The organism is Rhodococcus globerulus (genome assembly GCF_019334125.1).
GTDB classification, from domain to species: Bacteria; Actinomycetota; Actinomycetes; order Mycobacteriales; family Mycobacteriaceae; genus Rhodococcus_F; species Rhodococcus_F globerula.
This window is the reverse complement of record NZ_CP079698.1, coordinates 6,181,663-6,206,567: the sequence shown is the minus strand read 5'-3', so window position 1 is coordinate 6,206,567 and position 24,905 is coordinate 6,181,663. Positions and strand designations below refer to the sequence as shown.

The 24,905-nt window shown below is 61.6% G+C and carries 28 protein-coding genes; 20 read left to right on the top strand and 8 right to left on the bottom strand.

What is annotated here, in order from left to right; genetic code table 11:
- Positions 1-61 precede the first annotated feature (61 nt).
- The 7 genes from KYT97_RS28225 to KYT97_RS28195 all read left to right on the top strand — a co-directional run bounded on the left by KYT97_RS28225 (position 62) and on the right by KYT97_RS28195 (position 4,721).
- The gene (locus KYT97_RS28225) at positions 62-1,027 is read left to right on the top strand and encodes an L-lactate dehydrogenase (RefSeq protein WP_219111361.1); all 966 of its coding nucleotides are present in this window, start codon (positions 62-64) and stop codon (positions 1,025-1,027) included.
- Positions 1,028-1,067: 40 nt separating this feature from the next.
- Positions 1,068-1,451: a phage holin family protein gene (locus KYT97_RS28220; RefSeq protein WP_033234484.1), complete on the top strand. Its 384-nt coding sequence runs from the start codon at positions 1,068-1,070 to the stop codon at positions 1,449-1,451.
- A 2-nt stretch (positions 1,452-1,453) separates the two neighbouring features.
- Entirely contained in the window at positions 1,454-1,816 is a 363-nt protein-coding gene (locus KYT97_RS28215) for a VOC family protein (protein WP_045069430.1), read from the top strand.
- Positions 1,817-1,895: 79 nt separating this feature from the next.
- Positions 1,896-2,372 carry an SRPBCC family protein gene (locus KYT97_RS28210; RefSeq protein ID WP_092807175.1) on the top strand — a complete coding sequence of 159 codons (477 nt, stop codon included), beginning with the start codon at positions 1,896-1,898 and terminating at the stop codon, positions 2,370-2,372.
- Positions 2,373-2,404: 32 nt separating this feature from the next.
- Positions 2,405-3,742 carry a WS/DGAT domain-containing protein gene (locus tag KYT97_RS28205; protein ID WP_219111359.1) on the top strand — a complete coding sequence of 446 codons (1,338 nt, stop codon included), beginning with the start codon at positions 2,405-2,407 and terminating at the stop codon, positions 3,740-3,742.
- Between the two features lie 12 nt (positions 3,743-3,754).
- Entirely contained in the window at positions 3,755-4,318 is a 564-nt protein-coding gene (locus tag KYT97_RS28200) for a mismatch-specific DNA-glycosylase (RefSeq protein ID WP_219111357.1), read from the top strand.
- A 52-nt stretch (positions 4,319-4,370) separates the two neighbouring features.
- Complete coding sequence (locus KYT97_RS28195; protein ID WP_033234480.1) at positions 4,371-4,721, top strand: hypothetical protein; 351 nt, start codon at positions 4,371-4,373, stop codon at positions 4,719-4,721.
- Positions 4,722-4,782: 61 nt separating this feature from the next.
- Here the strand turns inward: KYT97_RS28195 and KYT97_RS28190 are convergent, their stop codons facing one another.
- The gene (locus tag KYT97_RS28190) at positions 4,783-6,480 is read right to left on the bottom strand and encodes a fumarate hydratase (protein WP_033234479.1); all 1,698 of its coding nucleotides are present in this window, start codon (positions 6,478-6,480) and stop codon (positions 4,783-4,785) included.
- A 172-nt stretch (positions 6,481-6,652) separates the two neighbouring features.
- On the opposite strand from KYT97_RS28190, the gene KYT97_RS28185 reads away from it, so the two are divergent.
- The 6 genes from KYT97_RS28185 (at position 6,653) to KYT97_RS28160 (ending at position 12,521) form a co-directional block, all read left to right on the top strand.
- Entirely contained in the window at positions 6,653-7,675 is a 1,023-nt protein-coding gene (locus KYT97_RS28185; RefSeq protein WP_219111355.1) for an alpha/beta hydrolase, read from the top strand.
- Between the two features lie 10 nt (positions 7,676-7,685).
- A complete protein-coding gene (locus KYT97_RS28180; RefSeq protein WP_045069438.1) occupies positions 7,686-8,693 on the top strand; it encodes an alpha/beta hydrolase in 1,008 nt (335 codons plus the stop codon).
- 70 nt (positions 8,694-8,763) lie between these two features.
- Positions 8,764-9,237 carry a VOC family protein gene (locus tag KYT97_RS28175; RefSeq protein WP_219111353.1) on the top strand — a complete coding sequence of 158 codons (474 nt, stop codon included), beginning with the start codon at positions 8,764-8,766 and terminating at the stop codon, positions 9,235-9,237.
- Positions 9,238-9,343: 106 nt separating this feature from the next.
- Entirely contained in the window at positions 9,344-10,108 is a 765-nt protein-coding gene (locus KYT97_RS28170; RefSeq protein WP_219111351.1) for a CPBP family intramembrane glutamic endopeptidase, read from the top strand.
- Positions 10,109-10,159: 51 nt separating this feature from the next.
- Positions 10,160-11,560, top strand: a complete 1,401-nt coding sequence (locus KYT97_RS28165) for an amidohydrolase family protein (protein WP_219111348.1) — start codon at positions 10,160-10,162, stop codon at positions 11,558-11,560.
- A 1-nt stretch (position 11,561) separates the two neighbouring features.
- Entirely contained in the window at positions 11,562-12,521 is a 960-nt protein-coding gene (locus tag KYT97_RS28160) for an antibiotic biosynthesis monooxygenase (RefSeq protein ID WP_219111346.1), read from the top strand.
- Here the strand turns inward: KYT97_RS28160 and KYT97_RS28155 are convergent.
- Positions 12,509-12,736 carry a PLDc N-terminal domain-containing protein gene (locus KYT97_RS28155; RefSeq protein WP_033234609.1) on the bottom strand — a complete coding sequence of 76 codons (228 nt, stop codon included), beginning with the start codon at positions 12,734-12,736 and terminating at the stop codon, positions 12,509-12,511. The two genes, KYT97_RS28160 and KYT97_RS28155, sit on opposite strands and share 13 nt — an antisense overlap.
- Positions 12,737-13,577: 841 nt before the next feature.
- Between KYT97_RS28155 and KYT97_RS28150 the strand changes: the two genes are divergently transcribed.
- Complete coding sequence (locus KYT97_RS28150; RefSeq protein WP_033234472.1) at positions 13,578-14,342, top strand: DUF1906 domain-containing protein; 765 nt, start codon at positions 13,578-13,580, stop codon at positions 14,340-14,342.
- Here KYT97_RS28150 and KYT97_RS28145 read toward each other — a convergent pair.
- The gene (locus tag KYT97_RS28145) at positions 14,329-14,829 is read right to left on the bottom strand and encodes a nuclear transport factor 2 family protein (protein WP_033234471.1); all 501 of its coding nucleotides are present in this window, start codon (positions 14,827-14,829) and stop codon (positions 14,329-14,331) included. The genes KYT97_RS28150 and KYT97_RS28145 overlap by 14 nt on opposite strands.
- Positions 14,830-15,075: 246 nt before the next feature.
- Complete coding sequence (locus tag KYT97_RS28140; RefSeq protein WP_219111344.1) at positions 15,076-16,539, bottom strand: MFS transporter; 1,464 nt, start codon at positions 16,537-16,539, stop codon at positions 15,076-15,078.
- Positions 16,540-16,614: 75 nt separating this feature from the next.
- Here KYT97_RS28140 and KYT97_RS28135 point away from each other — a divergent pair, with 75 nt between their 5' ends.
- A complete protein-coding gene (locus tag KYT97_RS28135; protein ID WP_245005944.1) occupies positions 16,615-17,106 on the top strand; it encodes a MarR family winged helix-turn-helix transcriptional regulator in 492 nt (163 codons plus the stop codon).
- Here KYT97_RS28135 and KYT97_RS28130 read toward each other — a convergent pair.
- The 3 genes from KYT97_RS28130 to KYT97_RS28120 all read right to left on the bottom strand — a co-directional run bounded on the left by KYT97_RS28130 (position 17,097) and on the right by KYT97_RS28120 (position 18,799).
- Positions 17,097-17,396 carry a hypothetical protein gene (locus KYT97_RS28130; RefSeq protein WP_092807383.1) on the bottom strand — a complete coding sequence of 100 codons (300 nt, stop codon included), beginning with the start codon at positions 17,394-17,396 and terminating at the stop codon, positions 17,097-17,099. The two genes, KYT97_RS28135 and KYT97_RS28130, sit on opposite strands and share 10 nt — an antisense overlap.
- A 79-nt stretch (positions 17,397-17,475) precedes the next feature.
- A complete protein-coding gene (locus tag KYT97_RS28125) occupies positions 17,476-18,237 on the bottom strand; it encodes an Rv1157c family protein (protein ID WP_219113170.1) in 762 nt (253 codons plus the stop codon).
- Positions 18,238-18,499: 262 nt separating this feature from the next.
- A complete protein-coding gene (locus tag KYT97_RS28120) occupies positions 18,500-18,799 on the bottom strand; it encodes a 4a-hydroxytetrahydrobiopterin dehydratase (protein WP_141486264.1) in 300 nt (99 codons plus the stop codon).
- 16 nt (positions 18,800-18,815) lie between these two features.
- Between KYT97_RS28120 and KYT97_RS28115 the strand changes: the two genes are divergently transcribed.
- Positions 18,816-19,259 carry a (deoxy)nucleoside triphosphate pyrophosphohydrolase gene (locus tag KYT97_RS28115; protein WP_092807193.1) on the top strand — a complete coding sequence of 148 codons (444 nt, stop codon included), beginning with the start codon at positions 18,816-18,818 and terminating at the stop codon, positions 19,257-19,259.
- Here the strand turns inward: KYT97_RS28115 and KYT97_RS28110 are convergent.
- The gene (locus tag KYT97_RS28110; RefSeq protein ID WP_092807195.1) at positions 19,237-19,413 is read right to left on the bottom strand and encodes a hypothetical protein; all 177 of its coding nucleotides are present in this window, start codon (positions 19,411-19,413) and stop codon (positions 19,237-19,239) included. The genes KYT97_RS28115 and KYT97_RS28110 overlap by 23 nt on opposite strands.
- 336 nt (positions 19,414-19,749) lie before the next feature.
- Between KYT97_RS28110 and typA the strand changes: the two genes are divergently transcribed.
- From typA to KYT97_RS28090, 4 genes are all read left to right on the top strand, one after another.
- Positions 19,750-21,657, top strand: coding sequence for a translational GTPase TypA (gene typA, locus KYT97_RS28105; RefSeq protein WP_045069461.1), 1,908 nt, complete (start codon positions 19,750-19,752; stop codon positions 21,655-21,657).
- Positions 21,658-21,811: 154 nt separating this feature from the next.
- Positions 21,812-23,599, top strand: coding sequence for an ABC transporter family substrate-binding protein (locus tag KYT97_RS28100; protein WP_092807197.1), 1,788 nt, complete (start codon positions 21,812-21,814; stop codon positions 23,597-23,599).
- Positions 23,596-24,477: an N-acetyl-1-D-myo-inositol-2-amino-2-deoxy-alpha-D-glucopyranoside deacetylase gene (gene mshB, locus KYT97_RS28095; protein WP_095888526.1), complete on the top strand. Its 882-nt coding sequence runs from the start codon at positions 23,596-23,598 to the stop codon at positions 24,475-24,477. Before KYT97_RS28100 ends, mshB begins: the two co-directional genes overlap by 4 nt.
- Positions 24,474-24,899: a hypothetical protein gene (locus KYT97_RS28090; protein ID WP_172937426.1), complete on the top strand. Its 426-nt coding sequence runs from the start codon at positions 24,474-24,476 to the stop codon at positions 24,897-24,899. Before mshB ends, KYT97_RS28090 begins: the two co-directional genes overlap by 4 nt.
- Positions 24,900-24,905 lie beyond the last annotated feature (6 nt).

The window sequence follows — 24,905 nt, the reverse complement described above, 5'->3', positions numbered from 1 at the left end:
AGAGAACGCTGGCAATCCCGATATCCTGCAGAATCGTTATAAAGGGCGCACCATCAAAGCTATGACGACGGCATATCGCTCTCGGAAGAAGAAGGTTTCCATCGTCGGCGCCGGCAGTGTCGGCACGGCTATCGCCTATGCGTGCCTCATCCGCGGATCAGCGGACGTACTGGCCCTCTACGACACAAATGCCGCGAAGGTGCGAGCGGAAGTGCTCGATCTCAACCACGGCACTCAGTTCACCCCACCGTGTTCGGTGGACGGTGGTGACGACATCGCGGTCACCGCAGGGTCCGATCTGGTTGTAGTGACAGCCGGAGCCAAACAGAAACCCGGCCAGTCCCGTCTCGAGTTGGCGGCGGTCAACGTCAAGATCGTGCAGACCTTGACGGAGCAACTTCTCTCGCAGTCGCCCGAAGCAATCATTCTTTTTGTCAGCAATCCCGTCGACATCGCGACGTACGCAGCGGTTCAGGCCGCGGGTCGGCCGTACCGTCACCGGATTTTCGGATCCGGGACGGTGTTGGATACAGCCCGTCTGCGCTTTCTCATGGCGTCGAAGTTGGGCGTGGCGGTCGAGAATGTGCACGCCTTCATCGTTGGCGAGCATGGGGACTCCGAAATTCCTTTGTGGTCCAGCGCCACCATCGGCGGGGTTCCGGCGACGGCATTTGTGGGTCCTTCGGGGAACACACTCGACAGCGCGATCCGTGACGAGGTCGCGACCGCGGTGGTGCAAAGCGCGTATCAGATCATCGAGGGCAAGGGCGCGACCAATCTGGCCATCGGATTGTCGAGCGCCTTCATGGTGGAGGTGGTGTTGCGCGACGAGCAGCGGGTGCTGCCGATTTCGACCCTGCAGAACGGGGTGCACGACCTCGAAGGGGTATGTCTGTCGTTGCCGACGCTGGTTGGTGGCGGCGGAGCCGGCCGGGTGCTGGAGGTGCCGTTGTCGGAAGCTGAACGCGAGGGTCTGCATGCGTCGGCGCGGGCATTGCGCGACGTTCAGGATTCTCTCGGATTGTGAAGTGCTGCCGTGACGTATATCGGGCATATAGGATCGGTTAATGATTAGTTTTCTGATTCGCGCCGCGATATTCCTCGGGTCTGCCGCGGTCGGACTTCTTGTTGCGACGTGGTTGCTTTCGGGGTTTTCGGTGAGCGCGTCGGGTTTCATCACGGCGGTTGTCATCTTTGCGATCGCGCAGTCGGTCCTGTCGCCGTTCATCGCCAAAATGGCTAAGCGCCACGCGCCGGCATTCCTCGGCGGAATCGGGTTGGTCTCGACTTTCGTCGCTCTGCTGATCGCATCGATTTTCGGCGGGCTGACAATCACCGGTGTGTCGACGTGGATTATGAGCACGGTCCTCGTGTGGCTTGTCACGGCCCTCGCGACTCTGCTGCTGCCACTCATCTTCGTGCGTAAGAAAGTTGCGGAGAAGAAGGCTTAGCGATGCACCCGGATATCGGAATGGACTACACAGTCCTGGACTGTCCGGATCCGGCTGCGCTGGCACGCTTCTACGAACAGGTTCTCGGATGGAGAATTGTTCGCGCGGAGGATGATTGGCACGTCATCGAAGGCCTGCCAGGTCAACGACTCGCGTTTCAACTTGCCCCGGGTTTTGTTCCGGTGGACTGGCCGAAGGTGGGTGTGGGAATCCACCTCGATCTCCTGGTAGAGGCTTTCGACCCGGCCGAGGAGTGGGTACTGAGCCTCGGAGCGCAACGCGTCGACGGGATTGCTGAGCATCCGACTTTCCGGGTCTACCGCGACCCGGTCGGCCATCACTTCTGCCTGTGCCTGCGCGATTGAGTTCTGTCTCGACGGCGGCAGCGTCACGGTGGATAATTCCGTCAGACTGATCGCCCCGAGAACTTCTGGAGAGACGACTATGGCTTCACCGAATTCCGACGAGTTTCTTGTCGAACGCTCCGCTGTGATCAATGCGGAGGCTGCCACAGTCTTCGATCTGATCAACGACTTCCACCGCTGGACCACCTGGTCCCCGTGGGAAGGACTGGACCCGGCGATGCAGCGGACATACTCGGGACCGGATTCCGGTGTTGGTGCGTCGTACGCCTGGTCTGGCAACAAGAAGGCCGGTTCAGGCTCGATGAAGATCACCGAATCGGTGCCGGGTAGCCGTGTTGTCTTGGATCTTTCGTTCCTCAAACCGTTCAAAGCGCAGAACGTCACGACGTTTCTTCTCGAACCGCAGGACAGTTCGACTCGGGTGACATGGCAAATGACAGGGAAGAAGAACTTCTTCTTCAAGATTTTCGGATTCGTTTTCAGCATGGACAAGATGGTGGGCAAGGACTTCGAGAAGGGCCTTGCACAGTTGAAAGCCGAAGCCGAAAAGGGCTGATGCCGCGGTGGTACCGTCACCCGGTGTTACGGATGACGCCCACCGACGCCCAAACTTTCTGGATTTCGGAAAAGATCCCCAACGATCAACTCCTGCTGTACTGCTTCGAGGGGCAATCGGAATCGCTCGAGGATGTACGACGCGCGGTCCTCGATCGCGCGTCGTCGATTCCGGATCTGTGCGTGCGGATTCGTGAAGTGCCGTGGCATCTGGATTATCCGCTGTGGGAACCGATGCCGGTCGACCAGTCGTTGGTCGTGACGCATCGACTTCCCGACTCTTCGTGGGAGCAGTGCATCAACGCGATCGAGGTGTTGCTCGAGAACCACGTCAATCCGCGCGCGACACCCTGGCTGCTGCATCTTTTCGAAGGCGTGCACGGCGCACCGCGCTGCGACGGCCCTGCGTTGATTGCCGTTCTGCAAGTGGCTCATTCGCTGGCGGACGGCAAGCGGGCGAGTGCTGTTGCCCGCACGCTGTTCTCGGCAGACGAGCCGAAAAGCACAGAGATCGACAGACGCTCGATCAGTTCGGTAGAAATACTCGCCCGGGCAGGACTGCGCCTGCCCAGCCAGATCTACCGACTGTTTCGCGACGGCCGCGCGGGTCATCAGGCTCAGCTACAACTCCAGGCCGATACCGAGTCGGGAGTTGTTGCGCCGCAGGCCCCGAACCGTCCGAAGGTTACCTCGAACATCGCCCCGGATGCGCACAGGCTTGTTCGGATGGTCGTGCGCGACGCGGTGGATCTCCGAGCCGACGGGGTCTCCGTGACAGTGGGGGCGATGACGGCTATCTCGGTGGCCATGACCAAATACCTACTGGCCGCCGATGGCGCCGTTCCTCCTGAGTTGGGCGCGGAGGTCACTATCGCGAAGGATGGAAAACCGAAATCGCGCAACCACTTCCGTAACGCAGGTGTCGGTCTGTTTCCGGAGGTGGCCGATCTTCGCGAGCGAGCCGAACGCATCACGGAATCGCTGGCCGAGCGCCGAGCGCGAGCAGCGCACCCATCCAGTGCGGCGTCGGACCGGGCGCTCGAGGCTGTGCCGGGGCCGCTGATTCGTTGGGGCGTGCAGCAATACGACTTCACCGCGATTCCCGAGACGGTGACGGGTAATACGGTGGTGTCGAGTGTTGCTCGCGGAGCCGCGGACTTGGTGTTCGGCGGCGGAACCGTGCGATTCACGGCAGGGTTTCCGAGCCTGTCGCCGGTCATGTCACTCACACACGGTGTCCACGGAATCGGTGACACCGTGACCATCAGCATCACAACCAGTCCGTCGGCGATTGCGGATATCGATCACTACGAACAGTTGATGCACGACGCGATCGACGAGGTGCGCGATACCTTTGCGCGGCGGGTCTGATCTACTGGCCCTATGGGATTCACGCGCGCGGAGTTGGAGTCGTATCGCGACGCCGAGATCGACGATCTGATCGGACCAGGTTGCCGATTGCTGTTCGTAGGCATCAACCCGGGATTGTGGACGGCAGCAACGGGTGCGCATTTTGCGAGGCCGGGTAATCGTTTCTATCCGGCGTTGTTGCGGGCAGGCATCATCGAACGCCCGATTGATCCGTCAGACGGTATGTCGGAAGCAGACACACAACACCTGATCGATCGGGGAGTGGGCATCACGAATCTCGCTGTGCGGGCAACGGCGCGCGCCGATGAATTGACGCCGGAGGAGCTGGCGGCGGGTGGAGTTCGGGTGCGAAACATCGTGCAGGACACCAAGCCTGTTGTTGTTGCCTTCGCCGGGATCACCGCCTATCGAACAGCTTTCGGCAACAAGAAAGCCAAGGCCGGCCATCAGGACCATGATTTCGAGGGGGCGAAACTCTGGATCGTGCCCAATCCGAGTGGGCTCAATGCGCACGAAACGGTGGATACGCTCGCCGCTAAATACCGCGATGCGGCCCGGGACGCCGGAATCCTGTAACTGATAGCGGAGTTCGGTAAAAGCGGCGTGAACTAGGCGCTACAGTGCAGATATGTCATTTCTTTACAATATCTTTGTAGTTATTCACCTGCTCGGTATGGCGGCCCTTGTCGGTAGCTATTTCACAGTCCTGAAGGCTCCGAAGATCACCGAGGTCATGGTCTGGGGTGCACGCCTCCAGTTCCTGTCCGGTCTCATCATCGTCGGACTCGGCGAAGGTGCCCTGGACAAGAACTACATTCACGCGAAGATCGCTGTGAAGCTTGTACTTTCACTGGCCATCGTCGCGTTGGCGGAGATCACGCGGGCCAGGCAGAAGAAGGGGCAGCCAAACCCCAACCTGGTACACGTGGTCGGTGGACTGTCCGTCGTGACTGTTTTTGTGGCTGCTCTCTGGACCTGACAAACCCACAAACAAGCCCCGGCGAATCGGAATTCGCCGGGGCTCTTTGCTATTGAACTGTCTACAGACCCGGACGCTTGCCGATCGTCAGGGTTACTTCACCGGTATGGGCAAAGAAGTCGTTGCCCTTGTCGTCTACGACGATGAACGCGGGGAAGTCCTCTACGTCGATCTTCCAGACGGCTTCCATACCCAGTTCGGCGTACTCGAGGATGTCGACCTTCTTGATGCAGTCGAGTGCCAGACGAGCCGCCGGTCCACCGATCGATCCGAGGTAGAAACCGCCGTGCGTGTTGCACGCGTCGGTGACCTGCTTGGACCGGTTTCCCTTGGCCAGCATGATCATCGAGCCACCAGCGGCCTGGAACTGCTCGACGTACGAGTCCATGCGGCCGGCCGTGGTCGGGCCGAACGAACCGGAGGCCATTCCATCCGGAGTCTTGGCAGGTCCGGCGTAGTACACCGGGTGATCCTTGAGGTACTGCGGCATTTCCTCGCCGGCGTCGAGGCGCTCTTTGATCTTGGCGTGCGCGATGTCGCGGGCCACGACCAACGGACCGGTGAGCGACAGACGCGTCTTCACCGGGTGCTTGGACAGCTCGGCGAGGATCTCGGCCATGGGCTTGGTGAGGTCGATCTTGACCGCTGCGCCCTTGCCGGTTCCGGAGATTCCGTCGGTTTCGGAGTCGAGCTGCGCGTCGGTGACCTCGGGCAGGAAACGGCCCGGGTTGAATTCGAGCTGTTCGAGGAAGACACCTTCGGGCGTGATCTTGGCCTTGGCCTGACGGTCTGCGGAGCACGACACGGCAATGGCAACGGGCAGCGAAGCGCCGTGGCGGGGGAGACGGACGACGCGGACGTCGTGGCAGAAGTACTTACCGCCGAACTGTGCGCCGATGCCGATCTTCTGCGTGAGCTCGAAGACCTTCTTCTCGAGTTCGTGATCGCGGAAGCCGCGGCCCGTGATGGCGCCTTCGGTGGGGAGCTCGTCGAGGTAGTGCGCGGACGCGTACTTGGCCGTCTTCATCGCGAACTCGGCAGACGTGCCACCGACGACGATCGCGAGGTGGTACGGCGGGCACGCTGCGGTACCGAGCGAGCGGATCTTTGCCTCGAGGAACTGCATCATCGAGTCGGGGTTCAGGATCGCTTTGGTTTCCTGGTACAGGTAGGACTTGTTTGCGCTGCCGCCGCCCTTGGCCATGAACAGGAATTTGTACGAGTTCTCGTGTCCGGCAGCAGTATCGGCATACAGCTCGATCTGTGCGGGGAGGTTGTTTCCGGTGTTCTTCTCGTCCCACATCGTGATGGGGGCGTTCTGCGAGTAACGCAGGTTGAGGCGTGTGTAGGCGTCGTACACACCGCGGGCGATGGACTGCTCGTCATCACCGGGGGTCAATACGTGCTGTCCGCGCTTGCCCATGACGATTGCGGTACCGGTGTCCTGGCACATCGGGAGAACACCAGCGGCTGCGATGTTTGCGTTCTTCAGGAGATCGAGAGCAACGAACTTGTCGTTGTTGGACGCTTCGGGATCGTCGAGGATGCTCGCCAGCTGCGTCAGGTGGTCGGTGCGCAGGTAGTGGGAGATGTCGTGCAGAGCCGTTTCGGTCAGCAGACGCATCGCTTCGGGCTCGACCTTCAGGAAGGTCCGACCGTCCGGGCCTTCGACTGTCGACACCCCTTCAGTGGTGAGCAGTCGGTACTCGGTGGTGTCCTCACCGATCGGCAACAGGTCCTCATAGAGGAAGTCGGCCATCTTTTCTCCTGAACAAGGGTGCGTGCGAAGGTCTCGTTCAGGTTATCGTTGGGGGTTTTCCTCGATTACGCCGGGCGGTCGGACGGTAGTCGTGACTGGGTCGTTTGCCCTCGAAACGGAACATTTCGGGCAATAATGTCCATCTGTGCTCGGCAACTCGAGGGACGTTTTCATGAGAGGTATCCGCATAGCGCGTGCATTGATCGGTGCTGCGACGGCCGCAACCGTTCTCTTTGTCGTGTCGTCGCCGGCAGTGGCCGAGACGGGCGGTCCACGCGTGATCAGCGCCGTACCCGCGCAAGGCCGCCTCGTCGACGTCGTCGTGTATTCACCGTCGATGGATCGCGGAATTCCGGTCCAGGTGCTTCGCCCGGCCGACACGTCGACGCCCGCGCCGACGCTGTACTTGCTCAACGGAGTGGATGGTGGGAAGAACGACGCGACATGGTCGGTACGTACCGACGTGCCGGAGTTCTTCGCCGACAAGCACGTCAACGTGGTCACTCCGTTGGACGGGGCGTTCAGCTATTACACCGATTGGTTGCGGCCGGATCCGGGGCTCGCACAGATCAACGACAACAACGGCGTGAACAGGTGGACCACGTTTCTCACGTCGGAACTGCCGCACGTGATCGACGAGTATTTCGATACGACGGGCGAGAACGCACTCGGGGGGATCTCGATGGCGGGTACATCTGTGTTGAATCTGGCGATGAGTGCGCCGACGGTCTACAACAGCGTCGCTTCGTTCAGTGGCTGCGCGATGACCAGTCCCGGTCCGGGACAGGATTTCGTCAAAGTGGTCGTCGGGATCGGTGGGGGTAACCCCGAGAACATGTGGGGGCCGTACAAGGACCCCGCGTGGGTTGCACACGATCCGGTGGTGAATGCGGAGAAGCTACCGCGAATTCCGATGTACATCACGACCGCAACGGGCATCCCCGGCCCGTACGACACGTTGGCAGATCCGCGAATCGACAACGACGTCGCGGTGCTGGCAGCGACGCTGGCTCTGGGTGGGGGCATCGAGGCTGCGACACATTTCTGCACAATGCAGTTGGCGGATCGCACCACCGCACTGGGCATGGATAACATCCGATACAACATCAAACCGGCCGGTACCCACTCGTGGGGCTACTGGCAGGACGACCTGCACGATTCGTGGCCGATGTTTGCCGCGTCCCTCGGCTTGTAAGGACTTTTGCATGCGTATGTCTCAGATCGCACTGGCGTGCGCCGTGTCGCTGGCGTCGGTCGTTGCTCTCCCGATCGTTGCGAGCGCGGACGAAGCAGCGCCGCCGGCACAAACCGTGTCCGCCGATGCGTCGCCGCGAATCGCCGCGACCACTTCGGTGTCGGAGCGGGAAGTGCTGCTCGACGTCGACAGTCCGGCGATGGGCCGCACGATGGCCGTGCGGGTGTTTCTCCCGGCCGATAGTTCGGAGCCTCGGCCCGTTCTGTACCTGCTCGACGGAAACTCGGGCCAGATCGAGGACAACAACTGGTTCGAACCGACGAAGGGCAATGCTCGGGAGTTCTTCGCGGACAAGAACGTTTTTGTGGTTGCGCCGATCGGCGGAACCGGAACCATGTACACCGATTGGCAGGAAGACCACCCGAAATTCGGCAAGCTCAAGTGGGAGACATTCCTGACCAAGGAATTGCCGCCATTGATCGACGGGGCCTTCGACACCAGTGGGCGCAACGCGATCGGTGGCATCTCGATGGGGGCCGAGGCCGCGCTCATGCTTGCCCAGCGGGCACCGGATCTGTACGACGGGGTAGCTGCCTACAGTGGGTGCTACACGACGGTGGGTGGATTCGGTAAGGCTCTGACGGATCTTGTTGTCATCAACGGAATGGCCACATCGGAGCAGATGTGGGGTCCGGTGGACAGCCCCGCGTGGCGCGAGCACGACATCTTTGCCAACGCGGACAAGCTTCGCGGCACAAAGGTGTACCTGTCATCGGGCACAGGATTGCCGGGTCCCCACGAAACACTCGAGACGCCCGACCTTGCTCGGGTCGTTGTCGTCGGTGGTGTCATGGAACTCGGTGCCAATCTGTGTACCGATCAGATTTCCGGTGTGCTCCGCAGTCACGGCGTCGACGTCACGCGCAGCGCGCAACCGGTGGGCACACACGGTTGGCCGTATTGGTCCGACGAACTGGCGCGTTCCTGGCCGGTGATCGAGTCGGCTCTGTTCGACTGAACTACCCGATGATTTCCGGCGGCCGCGACGGTCTATCCCTGTGAAGACCGTCCCGACCTAAGGAGTAGTCATGCCCTCGATCACCCCGTGCCTGTGGTTCGACACGCAAGCGGAGGAAGCAGCACAGTTCTACATCTCGGTTTTCGGCAAAGGGAAAATCATCGGAATCGAGCGATACGGCGAGGGATCGCCGTCCGGTCAACCGGCAGGGTCGGTCATGACGGTGGTGTTCGAACTCGACGGACAGCGGTTCACCGGGTTGAACGGCGGACCGATGTTCACGTTCTCGGAGGCGGTGTCGTTCGAGATTCCGTGCGCCGACCAGGCTGAAGTCGACCACTACTGGTCGGCTCTGACCGAGGGCGGTGAGGAAAGCCAGTGCGGTTGGCTCAAGGACAAGTTCGGTCTGTCGTGGCAGGTGGTGCCGAACCGATTGATCGAATTGATGCAGGATCCCGATCGCACAAAAGCCCAGCGTGTGATGGACGCGATGATGCAGATGAAGAAGATCGACGTGGCAGAACTCGAACGTGCCGCACTCTGAGAGTCGACTGTGAGTGTCGACGCAAACCTGGCGGGCACGTCAGCAGCGTCGGTACACTTGAATGAGTGAATTTTCAGCTAACTGCGGCGATGGGTGACGGCCTTATATGAGTTTTTCAACCGTGTCTGATGCTGTTGTCCTGAACACGGCCCCGTCTACCTCGCGTCCTCGCGTTCACGCGTACATCGACATCGTGGTGGTCATCGCGGTTCTGGTGGGAACCAATCTGATTGCGCACTTCACCACGGTGTGGGCGAGCATCGCGACGGTTCCGATCTCGGCGCTTGTGCTGCTCGCGATGAGCAAGCGCAGAGGGCTGGGCTGGGCGGAGTTGGGCCTGTCCCCGAAGCATCTCAAAAGCGGTTCGAAGTACGCACTCATCGCAGTCGGACTTGTTCTGACCGTCGTGGCGGTCGGCGCGTTGCTGCCGCTGACCAGGCCGTTCTTCATGGCTGATCGTTACGCGACCATCTCGGGCGCAATCATCGCGTCGATGATCATCATTCCCCTGCAGACCGTTATTCCGGAGGAATTGGCATTCCGCGGTGTCCTGCACGGGACGCTTAACCGGGTCAGTGGCTTCCGGGGTGTCGCCGCAGCGGGTTCGTTGACGTTCGGGCTGTGGCACATCGCGTCGTCGATGGGTCTGACCAGTGGAAACGAGGGACTGTCCGGCTTCCTCGGTAATGGGGTCGTCGGACAGATCGCCGGTATTCTCGGCGCGGTTCTGGCCACCGCGGCGGCCGGTCTCGTCTTCACCTGGCTTCGCCATCGAAGTGGCAGTCTTCTTGCGCCCATCGCATTGCACTGGTCCCTGAACGGCGCGGGCGCTTTGGCCGCAGCGTTCGTGTGGCACGCCACCATGAACTGATCCGGACAATTCGAACGCGCGGTATCGCCGCGACTGTGATTTGCTCAATGAGTGATACAGCTGCATCGGGGCCATATCTTCCACATTTCCGGTAGCCCGACGGTCGAGGGCGCGGCCGACGCGCTCGTCTCTCTCCCCGACGGTGTGCTCGCGATCGACGACGACGGTGTTGTGGCTTTCTGTGGTGAATTCGACGCGTTGCCGCAGCATCTGCACGGCGGCGACGTCCACGATCATCGCCCAGGGTTTCTGCTCCCCGGATTCATCGACACTCACGTTCACTTTCCGCAGATCTACGCCGGTGACGCCTACGGCGGTGGACAACTGCTCGAGTGGCTCGATCTCTGCGTGTTCCCCTCGGAATCACGATTGGCCGATCCGGAATTTGCCGCGCACGCCGCTGCCGCGTTCTGTGCTCGCCGGATAGCCACCGGAACTACTGCGGCAATGGTCTTCGGTTCCGCTTTTCCACACGCGCAGGACGCGTTGTTCGCGGAAACTCAGCGAACCGGGCTTCGCCTCGTCAGCGGCCGTGGCATTCAAACCACGGGGCCCGAATCTGCAGCCGCGCTCATCACGTCCGAGGACGACGCGATCACGCTGACCCGCGACGAGATCGATCGGTGGCACGGTGCGGACACCGGTGACGTTGACACTGCTCTCCTGCACGTTGCCGTCGTACCGCGGTTTTCCCTGGCCGTGACGGCGCAGACCCTGAAGAATCTGGGGGAGTTGTACGACTCGGTGCGAGGCCGTGGCGTGTACTTCCACAGTCACCTCAACGAGAACAACAGGCCGGGCACCGGCGAAGTGGCGACGACGCTCGAGCGTTACCAGGTTCAGTCGTACCTCGATACGTACGACGGCAAGTTCCTGCCAGGCTCCGAAGTCGGTGGCAAGTCTTTCCTCGGACCCCGCGCAATTCTTGCGCACTCCGTCCACTGCCAGGATTCCGAATTGGCTCGGATGGCGGAGACCGGAACGTCGATTGCTCATTGCCCGACGTCGCAGCAGTTCCTCGGTTCCGGCACGATGCCGTGGAAGCGAACGGTGGCGGCGGGAGTCAACATCGCGATCGGTTCGGACTTCGGCGGCGGCGACGAATTCCTCCTGTCGCGGGTTCTGGGCGACGCTTTCAAAGTGCATATCTCGGAGGAGGGCGAGCGCGCGCTTTCGCTCCACCCGGCCGAATTACTGTTCACGGGAACACTGGCCGGAGCGCGTGCGCTGGACATGGAGAACCGCATCGGAAACCTCGACGCCGGTAAAGAGGCAGATTTTCTCGTCGTTGATCCTGCCGGGTGGCCGGCGCTGGGAAATCTGATCGACTTCGGCACGCGGTCGCCTGATCCGATTCTGGCGCGTGATCAAACTCTGTTCGGATTGTTGATGGCGATGCGTGAGCCGGCGATCTCGCACGTGTACGTCCAGGGTCGCAGGGTGTCGACCTGACGTGTCCGGTTCGGCGACGGTTGTCACGGCCTATCACCGCCTCGAAAACGGTGGTGATGAGCGCTTTGCCGAGTGGACCGCTCAGGCTGTCAGAACAGCGAGATCGGCTCAGGGCTATCTCGGCAGCGCAATCAGTGACGGTTCAGAGCTTTCCGATTACGGTGTGTCCCATACCTTTTCCAGCGTCGAAGAGCTACATGGCTGGCTCGACTCGCCAGCGCATGCACGTCTTGTCGACCACGGGGTGGCGCGGGGGATCCGCGCCAAGAGTTCGGACCTTGTCCTTGTGGACGATGCTGTGCCGCCGCCCGGCATCGGCGTGTACGACCACACGGTTGTCGCCGGACGGCAAGACGAATTTCTGCGGACCCAGCATCGCCTGATCGTGGAAAGTTCGCGTTTCTCAGGGTACGAGAGCGCATTGCTGCTGTGCTCGACTGCCGATGCGACGCGGTGGCAATCGGTTCTGCGCTTCCGGACGGAACCGCAACTGTCCGCGTGGATGCGATCGGAGCAGCGGGCGGCGGTGTTGCCTGCGCTTCGCGAGGAGTTGGCGGAAGACTTCACCGAATCCGTGCGCTCCACCCCGTTCGGCACGATCTTGCGCACCGAGAACGGGCAGACGCGGGCGACTCCGAACTGGAAGACCGCGATGATCATTCTTCTGGTCCTCTACCCGACAGTGATGACGTTGTCGCGATTTCTCGGTCCGGTGCTCGACGGGATCGGCGCACCGCCCTGGCTGTCGATGTGGCTGAGCCAGATCGTCAGCGTTGGGGCGATGACGTGGTTCCTGATGCCGGCGGCGACGCGTCGGTTCGGTCGATGGCTCGACCCGTTCGACGGAGCGAAACTACGCACGAACGTCCTCGGCACCGCCGCTGTCCTGGCGATATATGCCGGGACGCTCGGGTTGTTCGCTTCCGTGAAGTGGTTGCAGTTCTGGGACTACTTCGACTGAATCCTGCCGCGCCGGAAGTACGTGATCGGTCCGAAAAAGTTGATCGCGATGATCGCTGCCCATTTGGCCTTACTGCCGTTGACCGCCGCACGATCGCGCTTCGCCAGATCGGCCCAGGCGGCGATTGCCAGAATCGACTGGATCGACCCCATCACGATCACAATGCGTCGTTGGCGCGGTGAGAGTTCACTCCATGACTTCTTGTTGCGGCTCATGACATCAACTGTGCCCGATGCGTCTGCAACGGCCCGGACATTTGGTGTGAATAGCATCACGTTCTGGGAGGTCGGGTTTGTTTCGGGCTTCGTTGCGATCGGACTCGACAGGCATCAATGTTCTGTTAATCGCAGCCGTGGCTGAAGAGTTGCGCGGCATGGCCTCCGTGCGCCGATCGGCCTCGCGGGGAATCGTCCCATTCCTGGTCAGGGCGGCGCTAGTGCTGAAACAGGATCAATTAAGTTAGGCTTACCAACATCATTTGGCTGAATTGAGAGATTGCGAAGTAATAACCACTAATGGAAACCGTGTTCGGATATCGTTAAAAATAGGGCGAATTATCTCGATCGGATCACGCCTGCTGGGCGTTACCTGTGAATATGCGTTTGCCGCCTAGGTCCGAAGATGTAACGTCCCGGACACATTTGGTGTCGCGGAAGTAACGGAAGACCTCTAGTCTTAGTCCAGCAGGTCAGCAAGAGGGCCTGTTAGACCACTGATGTTTCATCTTCGACAGGAGTTAACACATGACCAGCGCTGAACTCTCGGGCCAGTTCTCTTTCATCACCGACTTCCTCAGCAACGCATCTGACCTGTTCAGTGCTCTGACGTTCTTCACGTCGCTCAGCTGATAACTTCCGGCCGCTACGGCCGATGACGATGGCCCTCGAAACGAAAGTTTCGGGGGCCATCGTTTTTGTTGTCGCTGGTCACGGCGGTGGTGTGGCTGGTGTTGGTCAAGTGCAAGGCGGTGGCCTTGTGACTGTGGTGCAATCGAGTGAACAAAGAAACTCGACTTTCCGCCTAGATCGGGCGGGATACGCCGATGATCGGAGCAGTGTGCACGTCTCACGAAGAAGTTTGTTCAAGTACGCGGCCGCAGGTTCTGCCGCCGCTGGACTGGCCGCGCTCAGTGGCACGGCCACGGTGGCCAATGCCGGCTCGCTCGGAACTCTGCTCGACTACTCCGCCGGGGTCCCGTCGGCGCAGTCGATTCGGGCGGGCGGCTACGCGGGCGCGATCCGCTACGTATCCGACCGCCGCCCTGACGCAAACTGGATGGTGGGGAAGCCAGTCAAGGCGGGTGAAGTGAACGCTCTGACAGCAGCGGGACTGCAGGTCGTGTCCTGCTATCAGTTCGGAAAAAGTGCGACGGCCGATTGGCGTGAAGGCCGCGAAGGCGGCAAGAGGCATGCAACACGGGGCCTCGAATTGCACCGCCAAGCGGGTGGACCCGAGGGGCGTCCGATCTACGCGTCCATCGACGACAACCCGTCGCCGGCCGAGATCAACAACCTCATCAGGCCCTATCTCGAGGGATGGGCGTCGGTAGTCGGCAATCAGAATCTTGGAATCTACGGAAACACCGGCGTGCTCGACGCGATGATCGGCGTGGGGGTCGGAACCTGGTACTGGCAACATAATTGGGGCTCGCCGAAGGGCTACGTCCATCCTCGCGCGCACCTGCATCAGTTCGAGATCGACAAGCGCACGGTCGACGGAATCGGCGTCGACCTGAATTCGATCCTTGCCCTCGACTACGGGCAGTGGTCATTGGCCGGTTCGATCGTGCCCAACATTCCGATCGGCTCTATCGCACCATAGCGCCGAATTTTGCCAACCAGGCGCGGGCATCCTCGGGAAGGTTGCCCGCGGCTTCGGCGGCCAAGCACCAGGCTTTGGTCATCGCCAGGAAATTCATCGGGTTGTATGCGTCTTCCTCGCGGGAGAACAATCCGTCTCCGGCGTAGTGCAGGATCGTGATGTTCGCGGCGCCGTGAGTGGATCCGTCGCCCGGGTCTTCCATAGGATTGTCGATTTCGCAGATGATCCACCCGCGCTCCTCGTCGATCACGTACCAGTTTGCGGGGAACTCCGTCATGCGTTTTCCCGGGAACTCGGTCATCGTGCGGGTGACCCACTTGCGCACGGCCTCACGGCCGTTGAGGGTCCCGAAGGCATGCTCGACGTAGACGACGTCTTCGGTGAACATGTCGGCAAACGCATTCCAATCGCCGCTGCGCGTGCATTCGACGACGGTGTTCTGGAAACCCGTAAAGGCCTGATCGAGTTCAGCGCGTGTCCATGCCATGTGTGACTCCTCGGGTAGACGACCGAGTCAAATTAGAACATGTTCTCGTGTCCGAGAGGTGCGGATTCGGCCGATCTTGTGTTGCGGTACCGTCGTTGACGGGTCGGGACCCGTATTTGCGAGAGGAAATATTTTCATGGAGTTTCTCATCGACTTCATCTACACCCTGCTGTCGAAGCTGCAGATTGCCGGCAGCATCGAAGGCGCTCCGGAGAAGTAGCACCTCCCGCAGTTCTTACGGCCGTGTCATTCTTGCGGCCGCGACGTGGTTGATTCCCTGTGCGGCGCTTTCCGTTTGGGAATCAACCACGCGAAGATCATCGCTACGGCCGCCGCGACAATCGAAATCACGAACGTGGCTTTGAACATATCGAGCGTGGGGTAGACGCGGTCGTGGACCATGATGGTGGCACCGGCAAGCACAACGCTCACCACGGCGGCAGAACTCGAGGTTCCGATCGACCGCATCAGTGAGTTCAAACCATTCGCGGCAGCCGATTCCGTGATCGGAACCGAGCTCATGATGAGGGCCGGCATCGCCGAGAATGTCAGTCCCACACCAGCTCCGATCACCATTCCGGCCAGCGCGACTTGCCACACCGCGGACGTCGCGAAGAGGGCGGCGACGTAACCGAGTCCGATGACCAGCGATCCGGTCAGCAAGGTGATGCGCGGACCCTTCCAATCCGAGATGCGGGCGGAAACGGGGGAGAGTGCCATCATCACCAGTCCGGCGGGTGCGAGTACCAGGCCGGTGGTCACCATCGACAATCCGAATCCGTAGCCGGTGTCCTTCGGAGCCATGAGAAGTTGTGGCAGCGACAGCGAATTCCCGTACATCGAAAAGCCGATGGCAATGGATGCGAGGTTGGTGAACAGCACTTGTTTACGTGCCGCGATCCGCAGATTCACCAGCGGCGCACTGCGTCTGAGCTCCCAGAAGCCCCACGCCACGAAGATGACGACCGACGACGCCAGTAGCCCCAGGGTCTTGGGATCGGTCCATCCCCACGTGCCGCCCTTGGTGATCGGCAGGAGCAGGGCGATCAGGGCAGCGGCCAGGCCGAGGGCGCCGACGAAGTCGAAACGTCCCGGCTTGCGGACGGATGACTCGGGAATGACGAAGAACACCAACAACATACAGAGGCAACCCAGAGCCGCGGACACGACAAACAGGAAGTGCCAATCGGCGCTCTGAGCGATGAGCGCGGCGATGGGAAGGCCGACAGCGCCGCCGACGCCCAGGGTGGCGCTCATGACGGCCATCGCGCCGCCCACCTTCTTCGGTGGCAGAACGTCACGCAGGATGGCAATGCCCAGCGGGATGGCACCAACGGAGGCACCTTGGAGCGCGCGCCCGATCACCAGCACGATGAGCGACGACGACAGCGCGCAGATGACGGAACCGAGAACCACCAGGCCGAGACTGACCAGGATCATGCGTTTCTTGCCGAACATGTCGCCGAGGCGGCCGCTGATCGGGGTGATGACAGCAGCGGCGAGAAGCGTAGCGGTGATGGCCCACGACGTGTCGGCCGGCGACGCGTTCAGCAGGCTCGGTAGCTGAGGGATGATCGGGACGACCAGCGTCTGCATCAGGGCGACGACGATCCCGCACAGGCCGAGGACAGTGAGGATCAATCGTGGGCGCGGGGACACTGTCGCGTCGACGGCTGTTTCCGTGTTCGACGGATGGGCGTGAACGGACATTCGGCTCCCGAAGTATGTGGGTAGCGCTTGCCACCTATTCTGTGCACGCTACACATTCTGTGTATCCTGCACAACGTGACGAATGTGCACGGACAAAAGCCGGACCCAGACCGCGACCTTGTCGACATTGAATACGAGTTGACGCTGTTGTCGCGGTATCACGCCCTGGCACAGCGCGCCGAACTTCATCTGGACCGCTCGGCATACCTGCTACTCGGGCGCCTGGAACTACAACAACCGATGAGCTTGAAAGAGCTGTCCTGCGCCTTCGGATTGGACATTTCGACCATCAATCGGCAGATCGGCGCTCTCCGTCGCCAAGGCTTGGTCGAACGCGTCGAAGACCCGGACGGCGGACTCGCGAGAAAGGTCCGCCCCACCGAGTCCGGTCTGGCACAACTGCGCGCAGACCGTGAACATTCGACTGCCGGTGTGGCAAAGGTGGTGCGAAACTGGACGCCGGAGTCGCGTCGGGCGTTGGGTGACCTACTGCGGCACTTGAACCAATCGGTGGAAGAACTCGAAGGTCGGACCTGGCCGCGGCCGGCACCCGACGATCACGTCTGAGTGTGAGCTAGCGTCGAATCCGGTTCGGGCGCAATCACAACCAGATTCGGCCGGTCGTCCGGCGACGAGTGATTTCCGCGCCACGACATCAGTGACCACCGAGACAGCGCGGAAAACGCCGATCCGAGACTGGCAAAGGAACCAGAGCTCAGGATCGACCCGGCCGAACCGATGCTGCCGATCGACAGTATCGAGAAGGCGCTGCCGATCGACAAGATCGAGTGAGTGCTACCGATCGAAAGAATCGATCCTTCGGAGCGGATCGACAGAATTGATCTGGAATGTCCCATTCCTTGGTCTATCACGAGCACTGCACACACAAAAGAGGCCCGCCGAAAATTCGGCGAGCCTCTTTGCGTCGTTTGTGGATCAAGCCACTGCGAACATACCCACGGTCGGCAGGAAGCTGCAGGTGATGCGATCTGCGCCTTCGGGCTGGGTGGTCAGCGAACCGCTGATCACGGACAGCACGCGTCCCGGGCCGGTGTTGGCGATAGCCGACAGGGTGGCGGGGCCGTCCGGGTTGATGCGAGCGGCCGTGGTGAGATTCTGCGTAGCGCTGCGACCGTTGTCGATGTTGATCCAGGTGACCGTCAGCGGGACGGGCTGGTCATCGGTGGCCGGAGCAGTGCCAAGCGCGGTGAAGACAAACCCGGCCTGACCTGCGGCAGGTCCCGGAGGCGGCAGGTGTGCCGGGCCGGGAACGGCAAGTGCGGTGCCGACGGAATCAGCCGTCGCGGAGATGCAGCCCTTACCCAGAGTCGGGTACAGGAACTGTGCGATGACGGGGGCGTTTTCGTCCGGAATCGCCGGTCCGCCGCCGCCGCTGCCGTCGAGGAAGGTGATGACCTTCTCGAGCGTCGCCTTGATCTCGGGCGGGAGCCCGGCGGAATTGAGAATCGCGCGAGCCTGTGCGAGCAGATCGGCCTGCGGATTGCCGGCGACCTGGGTGACGCCCTGGGCGTCGACGGGGCCTGCGGCTGCGCCGATGATGGCGGGAGCAAACGATGCCAGGAACTCGATCGGCACACTGTCCGGTGTCGGCGCGGGAGCCGGATCGGCCATTGCCTGTGCCGGCAATGCAAGTCCTGCTGCTGCGGCAATTGCGACGGCGGTGAACGCCTTACGCATACCTCGGGTTCGAAGCACTGTTTCCCCATCCTTAGTCAGACCGCGCAGGCGCCGTAGCGCCTGCGTTGACGGCTCGAGGGGTCACTCTATGTAAGTGAGCCCCGGGTTGTACAGCCGTTCAGTTTCTGAGCAGCTACGGATCCCGGTGGAGTCTATTACATGACTGGCCTCGAAATGATTGCTTGCAGACCATACCCTGTGACAGAAGTGATCAATGTGAATATTGATGCAACTGTTATGTCGGTTCAGGCGGTTTCAGACGTCAGCTTTTTGCCGAATCTGCGACAAGCGCATCGATCTTCCGAGCAAACTTCACGTCGAGTTCGGTAATGCCGCCCGCCGAATGTGTCGACAGTGTGTAGGTGACTTTCCGCCACCGGACGTCCATGTCGGGATGATGATCGGCGGCTTCGGCAGCTGCGGCGACGTCCTGAAGCAGCGCGACGGCTTCGGGGAATGTTGTCGATTCGACCACCCGCGCAATTGCATTGTCGGATCTGTGCCAGTCGGGCAGTTCCGCGAGAGCAGCGTCGATCGCGGAATCGGACATCACGGAAGCCATACTCCATCATGGTGTCATGAGCGACGAGGCTGCAAGGGGTGGCGGGGCTGCCGACGAGTACGAGATAGTGGCCGGTGCGATCTTCCGCGATGGCCGGTTGTTGCTGGCGCAGCGCATCCGCCCGCCGGAGTTGGCGGGGATGTGGGAGCTTCCGGGTGGCAAAGTCGAGGCGTTCGAGACGCCGCAACACGCTCTCGAGCGGGAACTGGCAGAAGAATTAGGCGTTGTTGTCCGCTGTGGGCGTCGAATCGGCGTCGACGTTGCATTGGGGAGTGGACGAGTTCTGCGAGCGTATCGAGTGGACATCCTGGCCGGGGAGCCCGCGGCACTGGATCATGCGCAGCTTGCGTGGGTGGACGCCGACGATCTGGAAAAGTTCGACATGGTGGTGAACGATCAGGCGTGGATACCGGATCTGCTCACCGAATTGCGCAGGCTCAGGCTGCCCGAGCCATCTTGAGGCCGACCTTGAGTTCCTTCTTGGAGGCGCCGTTGTTCTCGAGCTTCCGCATCCGCATGATCACAACCGGGCACTTCACGCAGCGAGTCTTCTTGCGGCAGCACTTCTTCTTGGGCTTGAGCTGCGAAACTTTGCTTGGCTTAACTTTTCCCATGTGGCACTGCGTCTTTCCTTCAACGGCGATGGCGGAGAACCGCACTGCAGACAAGGTTAGCGTAACCTTAAAAGCGCTGAATTGCCAGCAAAAGATTTACCTGCTGCAGTAGTGGTGAAAATCACTATCTGCAGGTCGTGGCCGTGATAGAGGACGCACTTTGCGCGAGCAGGTCTTCGGAGCGAGTAGTATTTACTAGGCCGCGGTGCCTTCTCGAGGCGATTCGTGCACGTACTCGGATCACACATTCGTGCAGCGGCCACCAGAAGAGCCGTGCGATGCGAGTTTCGCGTGGCCGATTACTTAGCCGAATTACTCAGCCAGGAGAGCCATCGCGTGACCACCACCAGCTTCCGTAACGTTGCCATCGTCGCACACGTCGACCACGGCAAGACCACCCTCGTTGACGCCATGCTTCGTCAGTCCGGCGCCTTCGAGGAGCGCGCCGAGCTGGTCGATCGCGTCATGGACTCAGGAGACCTCGAGCGCGAGAAGGGAATCACGATTCTCGCGAAGAACACCTCCGTACACAAGCGCAACGACGACGGCTCGATCACCGTCATCAACGTCATCGACACCCCCGGCCACGCCGACTTCGGTGGAGAGGTCGAGCGCGGCCTGTCCATGGTCGACGGTGTCGTTCTGCTCGTCGACGCTTCCGAGGGCCCGCTTCCTCAGACACGCTTCGTGCTGCGCAAGGCGCTTGCTGCGTCGCTGCCCGTCATCCTGGTCGTCAACAAGACGGACCGCCCTGACGCCCGCATCGAAGAGGTTGTCTCCGAGGCGCAGGATCTGCTCCTCGACCTCGCGTCGGACCTGTCCGACGAAGCCGCCGAAGCCGCTGAGCTCGCGCTCGGTCTCCCCGTCCTCTACGCCTCCGGCCGTGAGGGCAAGGCCTCGACCGTGCAGCCCGAAAACGGCCAGGCACCCGACGCTGAAGACCTCACCGCACTTTTCCAGGTCTTGATGGAGTACGTCCCGGCCCCCAAGGGCACGTCCGACGCACCCCTGCAGGCTCACGTCACCAACCTCGACGCGTCCGCATTCCTCGGCCGCCTCGCGCTGGTTCGTATCCACAACGGTGAGCTGCGCAAGGGCCAGACAGTGTCCTGGTGCCGCGAGGTCGACGGCGAGCCCGTCATCACCAAGACCAAGATCACCGAACTGCTCACCACCATCGGTGTCGAGCGCGTTCCGGCAGAGGTTGCCTACGCAGGCGACATCTGCGCAGTGGCAGGCTTCCCGGACATCATGATCGGCGACACCCTCGCTGATCTCGAGAACCCGGTGCCGCTGCCCCGCATCACCGTCGATCAGCCGGCCATCTCGGTCACGATCGGCACCAACACGTCGCCCCTCGTCGGCCGCGTCAAGGGTCACAAGCTGACCTCGCGCATGGTCAAGGCTCGCCTCGACCAGGAGCTCGTCGGTAACGTCTCGCTCAAGGTCCTCGACATCGGTCGCCCCGATGCGTGGGAGGTCCAGGGTCGTGGAGAGCTCGCTCTCGCCATCCTCGTCGAGCAGATGCGTCGCGAGGGCTTCGAGCTCACCGTCGGTAAGCCGCAGGTTGTCACCCAGGTCGTCGACGGCAAGGTCCACGAGCCGTTCGAAGAGCTGACCATCGACAGCCCGGAGGAATACCTCGGCGCCATCACGCAGCTCCTCGCAAACCGCAAGGGCAAGATGGTCCAGATGTCGAACCACGGCCAGGGCTGGGTTCGCATGGAGTTCATCGTTCCTTCGCGTGGACTCATCGGTTTCCGTACGGAATTCCTCACGGATACCCGCGGAACCGGTATCGCCAACGCCGTGTTCGACGGTTACGGCCCGTGGGCCGGCGAGATCCGTGCGCGCCACACCGGTTCGCTCGTTTCGGACCGCTCCGGCACCGTCACCCCGTTCGCCATGATCCAGTTGGCTGACCGTGGAACGTTCTTCGTCGAGCCCGGCGCAGACACCTACGAGGGCATGGTCGTGGGCATCAACCCGCGTCAGGAAGACCTCGACATCAACGTCACCCGCGAGAAGAAGCTGACCAATATGCGTCAGTCTTCCGCAGACGTGATGGAGACCCTCGCAAAGCCGATCAAGCTCGAACTCGAAGCAGCCATGGAATTCTGCTCCGGCGACGAGTGCGTCGAGGTCACCCCGGAGGACGTCCGCGTCCGCAAGGTGCACCTCAACGCAACCGAGCGCGCTCGTGAGCGTTCACGCAGCAAGTCCCGCGACAAGGCTTCTCTGTAGTCTTTCGCAGTAACAATCATGACAAGGCGAATGTGCCTTTTGCTCGGTGTTCTTCCGGCAAAAGGTACATTCGCCTTCATGGTTTCCAGGCATCGTGTTGGTTGGGAAACCGTGGACTCAGGCTGCGCGTGCCTGAAAACGGAAGGATATCTCTGTGGTTGCTGGACGTCGGTACCTGGCGTTGGCCGTGGCGGTGACAGCGTTGTCTCTGACGGCGTGCACTGCTGATCCACCGCCGCCTGTCGAGAGCACCGAGACGGTCAAGCCGACTACGACGCCCGTCACGCCGGCAATGCGGGTGGTGTCGGTGGCTATCGACCAGGTGGGTGACGGATTCAATCCCCACCTCCTCGCCGATTTGTCCCCGGTGAACTCTGCCGTCGGTAATTTGGTGTTGCCCAGCGTATTTCGTCCGATCAGCTCGCCCGTGCAGCCCGGCCAGGCCGAGTGGGTCCTCGACGACTCGTTGGCCGTCTCCGCGGAAGTTGTCTCGGAGGCGCCGTTCACGATTCGCTATCAGCTCCGCAACGAAGCACAGTGGTCCGACGGCGCACCGATCGCCGCCGAGGATTTCCGCTACCTGTGGCAGCAGATGATTTCGGTTCCCGGTGTTGTGAACCCGGCCGGGTACCAGTTGATTTCGGACGTCACCTCGTCCGGTGGCGGCAAGACCGTGAACGTCGTGATGCGCGCGGCGTATCCGGCGTGGCGTGAACTCTTCACCGATCTTCTTCCGTCCCACCTTGTCAAAGACACCCCCGGCGGTTTCAGTACCGGTTTGAGTGAGGGAATTCCGGTGTCGGGGGCGCACTTCCACGTGCGCTCCGTCGACCGTGGCCGAGACGAGATCATCCTCGAACGCAACGACAGGTTCTGGGGAGAGCCGTCGGACCCGGATCAGATCGTGATGCGTCGGGCCGGGTCGGCGGCGCAGTTGGCCGAAGCGATGCGCACCGACGATTCGCAGATCGCGCAGATTCATGCGGGCAGTGCTACGGACATTCAGCTGTCGGCGGTTCCGGGAGTGAGCACGGCCTTTACGTTCGTGCCGCGCACTCTCGACATGACGATCAACGGACGCAGTGCCACGTTTGCCGATGTCCGGGTCCGCAAAGCTGTTCTGGGACTTCTGGATTCCGATCTCCTGGCAGTTGTCGCCGCGGGCAGTGAATCTGCTGCGGTTCCGGCAAAAGCGCAGATACTCTCGCCGTCCGATCCCGGCTACGTACCGACGGCGCCGCCCAAGCAGAGTCGTGAGCGTTCGATGGAGCAATTGGTGGAATCCGGCTACGTCGTCGTGCCGCCGGCGGGACCGGTCGTGGTCGGGGGAACAAACGGAAGCGTCGTCCGTGACGGCAAGCCGCTCGAACTGACGCTCGGGGCGCCGGAGAACGACGATATCGCGATCGCGGTGGCCAACACCGCTGCCGATGAACTGCGGGATGCGGGGATTGCGGCAACCGTGAAATCTCTTCCGGCAGAAGAGCTGTACGGTACGGAGCTCACGACGGGGAGCGTAGACATGGTGGTCGGCTGGATCCGCGCCGGCGTCGACCCTGCCACGTCGTTGGCGTCTCGGTTCAGTTGCCCCCTGACTCCCACCGTGCCGGTAACCACTACCGAGACTCCGGAGTCGACGTCTACCGCGCCGACGCCGACGACGGCTCGCGAGTCCGATTCGGAAGCGCCGAGCAATATTTCAGGACTGTGCGACCCTTCGCTGCAGCCGCGGATCGACGAAGCTCTCAGCGGGATCGGTGATTTCGGGGCGCTGATCGCCGACGCCGAGCCCAAGTTGTGGGATCTCGCGGCGGTTCTGCCCATCGTGCAGGACCGCACGTTGGCAGCACTGGGAACCGGCGTCGAAGGTGTCACCCTGACCAGTCCGGTTCAGGTTGGAATATTCGGTGACGCAACCAACTGGGTGAGGGTGAAGGAATGACCGTCGTAAAGAAGAGACTGCTGCTGGTTCACGCGCATCCCGACGACGAAACGATCACCACCGGCGGCACCATCGCCAGGTACGTCGACGAAGGTGCCGAGGTGACCGTCCTGACCTGCACGTTGGGTGAGGAAGGGGAGGTAATCGGTGATCGGTGGGCCGGGCTGGTTGCCGACGCCGCTGATCAACTCGGCGGCTACCGGATTGCGGAGCTGACCGCGGCGTTGTCCCGTCTCGGTGTGAGTGAACCCCGATTCCTGCTGGGAGCCGGTCACTTTCGTGATTCCGGAATGGCCGGTACGCCGTCAGCTGCCAATCCGCGGGCGTTCGTCAACGCCGATCTCGACGTTGCGGTTCGCGCCGTGGTCGAGGTGATCCGGGAACTGCGCCCGCATGTGGTGATCACGTACGACACCAACGGCGGGTACGGCCATCCCGATCACATTCAAGCCAATGCCATCACAACCGCTGCCGTTGCCGCGGCCGGAACATCGGTCTATCCCGAGGCCGGCGAGCCGTGGAGCCCTCAGAAGTTCTACTGGACCGTGACCGAACGTAGCTCTCTGGAGCGGGCAATCGCGTCGATCGCTCAGGTGCCGGCGCAGTGGCGGCTACCTGAGCCCGGTGAGCTTCCCTGTGTGGTCGACGCGGACGTCACGACGGCGATCGATGTGAGCGCCGTTCTCGAGTCCAAGGCCGGCGCGCTGTCCGCGCATGCCACGCAGGTGACTGTCGCGCCGAGCCGCACCGAGTTCGCGTTGTCCAACAACGTCGTACAGCCCATCGTGCCGGTCGAGCATTTTGTGCTTGTCCGCGGCGAGTTGGGTCCGGTGGACGCAGACGGCCGTGAGGGCGACCTCTTCGGTGGGATCTCATGACCAGTGCTTCACCGGACGCAGTCGAAACACCCGACGGTAGATTTGCGTTTCTCGACCCGGTCATCCTCGGCGTCTTGATCTTCGACGGATTTCTGTGCGCCGTACTGTCGGTCATCTTCCTCCCGAGCTACCTCGGCACCACACCGTTTCCGGTCAGCATCCTGGTGGCAGCCGTGTTCAACCTCGGGTTGGTCATCGCGGCGCGGACAGTGACGACAACCGGTAAGGCAGCGCTTCCGCTGGCCGGTTGGATCGCCGGATTCCTTTTCTGCATGGTTGGCGGGCCAGGCGGCGACGTTCTGGTGTTGTCGTCGCCGCTCACGTTCCTGCTGCTTGTCGGCGCGCTGGCACCGGCGATCGTCTTTTTGTTTCGAGTGGCAGGCAAGGCGCTCGCGTCTATCGATACTTCGAAGCGTTCATAAGGGACA

Excerpts from the sequence above, each read along its gene's own strand:
- KYT97_RS28145 (WP_033234471.1), bottom strand. The coding sequence starts at position 14,829 with ATGGCATGGACACGCGCTGAACTCGATCAGGCCTTTACGGGTTTCCAG.
- KYT97_RS28115 (WP_092807193.1), top strand. The coding sequence starts at position 18,816 with ATGAGCGACGAGGCTGCAAGGGGTGGCGGGGCTGCCGACGAGTACGAG.
- KYT97_RS28110 (WP_092807195.1), bottom strand. The coding sequence starts at position 19,413 with ATGGGAAAAGTTAAGCCAAGCAAAGTTTCGCAGCTCAAGCCCAAGAAG.
- KYT97_RS28155 (WP_033234609.1), bottom strand. The coding sequence starts at position 12,736 with ATGAGCCGCAACAAGAAGTCATGGAGTGAACTCTCACCGCGCCAACGA.
- KYT97_RS28190 (WP_033234479.1), bottom strand. The coding sequence starts at position 6,480 with ATGGCCGACTTCCTCTATGAGGACCTGTTGCCGATCGGTGAGGACACC.
- KYT97_RS28215 (WP_045069430.1), top strand. The coding sequence starts at position 1,454 with ATGCACCCGGATATCGGAATGGACTACACAGTCCTGGACTGTCCGGAT.
- mshB (WP_095888526.1), top strand. The coding sequence starts at position 23,596 with ATGACCGTCGTAAAGAAGAGACTGCTGCTGGTTCACGCGCATCCCGAC.
- KYT97_RS28205 (WP_219111359.1), top strand. The coding sequence starts at position 2,405 with ATGACGCCCACCGACGCCCAAACTTTCTGGATTTCGGAAAAGATCCCC.
- KYT97_RS28195 (WP_033234480.1), top strand. The coding sequence starts at position 4,371 with ATGTCATTTCTTTACAATATCTTTGTAGTTATTCACCTGCTCGGTATG.
- KYT97_RS28125 (WP_219113170.1), bottom strand. The coding sequence starts at position 18,237 with ATGCGTAAGGCGTTCACCGCCGTCGCAATTGCCGCAGCAGCAGGACTT.
- KYT97_RS28120 (WP_141486264.1), bottom strand. The coding sequence starts at position 18,799 with ATGGCTTCCGTGATGTCCGATTCCGCGATCGACGCTGCTCTCGCGGAA.
- KYT97_RS28140 (WP_219111344.1), bottom strand. The coding sequence starts at position 16,539 with ATGTCCGTTCACGCCCATCCGTCGAACACGGAAACAGCCGTCGACGCG.
- KYT97_RS28220 (WP_033234484.1), top strand. The coding sequence starts at position 1,068 with ATGATTAGTTTTCTGATTCGCGCCGCGATATTCCTCGGGTCTGCCGCG.
- KYT97_RS28210 (WP_092807175.1), top strand. The coding sequence starts at position 1,896 with ATGGCTTCACCGAATTCCGACGAGTTTCTTGTCGAACGCTCCGCTGTG.
- KYT97_RS28090 (WP_172937426.1), top strand. The coding sequence starts at position 24,474 with ATGACCAGTGCTTCACCGGACGCAGTCGAAACACCCGACGGTAGATTT.
- KYT97_RS28175 (WP_219111353.1), top strand. The coding sequence starts at position 8,764 with ATGCCCTCGATCACCCCGTGCCTGTGGTTCGACACGCAAGCGGAGGAA.
- KYT97_RS28200 (WP_219111357.1), top strand. The coding sequence starts at position 3,755 with ATGGGATTCACGCGCGCGGAGTTGGAGTCGTATCGCGACGCCGAGATC.
- KYT97_RS28130 (WP_092807383.1), bottom strand. The coding sequence starts at position 17,396 with ATGGGACATTCCAGATCAATTCTGTCGATCCGCTCCGAAGGATCGATT.
- KYT97_RS28225 (WP_219111361.1), top strand. The coding sequence starts at position 62 with ATGACGACGGCATATCGCTCTCGGAAGAAGAAGGTTTCCATCGTCGGC.
- KYT97_RS28180 (WP_045069438.1), top strand. The coding sequence starts at position 7,686 with ATGCGTATGTCTCAGATCGCACTGGCGTGCGCCGTGTCGCTGGCGTCG.
- KYT97_RS28170 (WP_219111351.1), top strand. The coding sequence starts at position 9,344 with ATGAGTTTTTCAACCGTGTCTGATGCTGTTGTCCTGAACACGGCCCCG.
- KYT97_RS28185 (WP_219111355.1), top strand. The coding sequence starts at position 6,653 with ATGAGAGGTATCCGCATAGCGCGTGCATTGATCGGTGCTGCGACGGCC.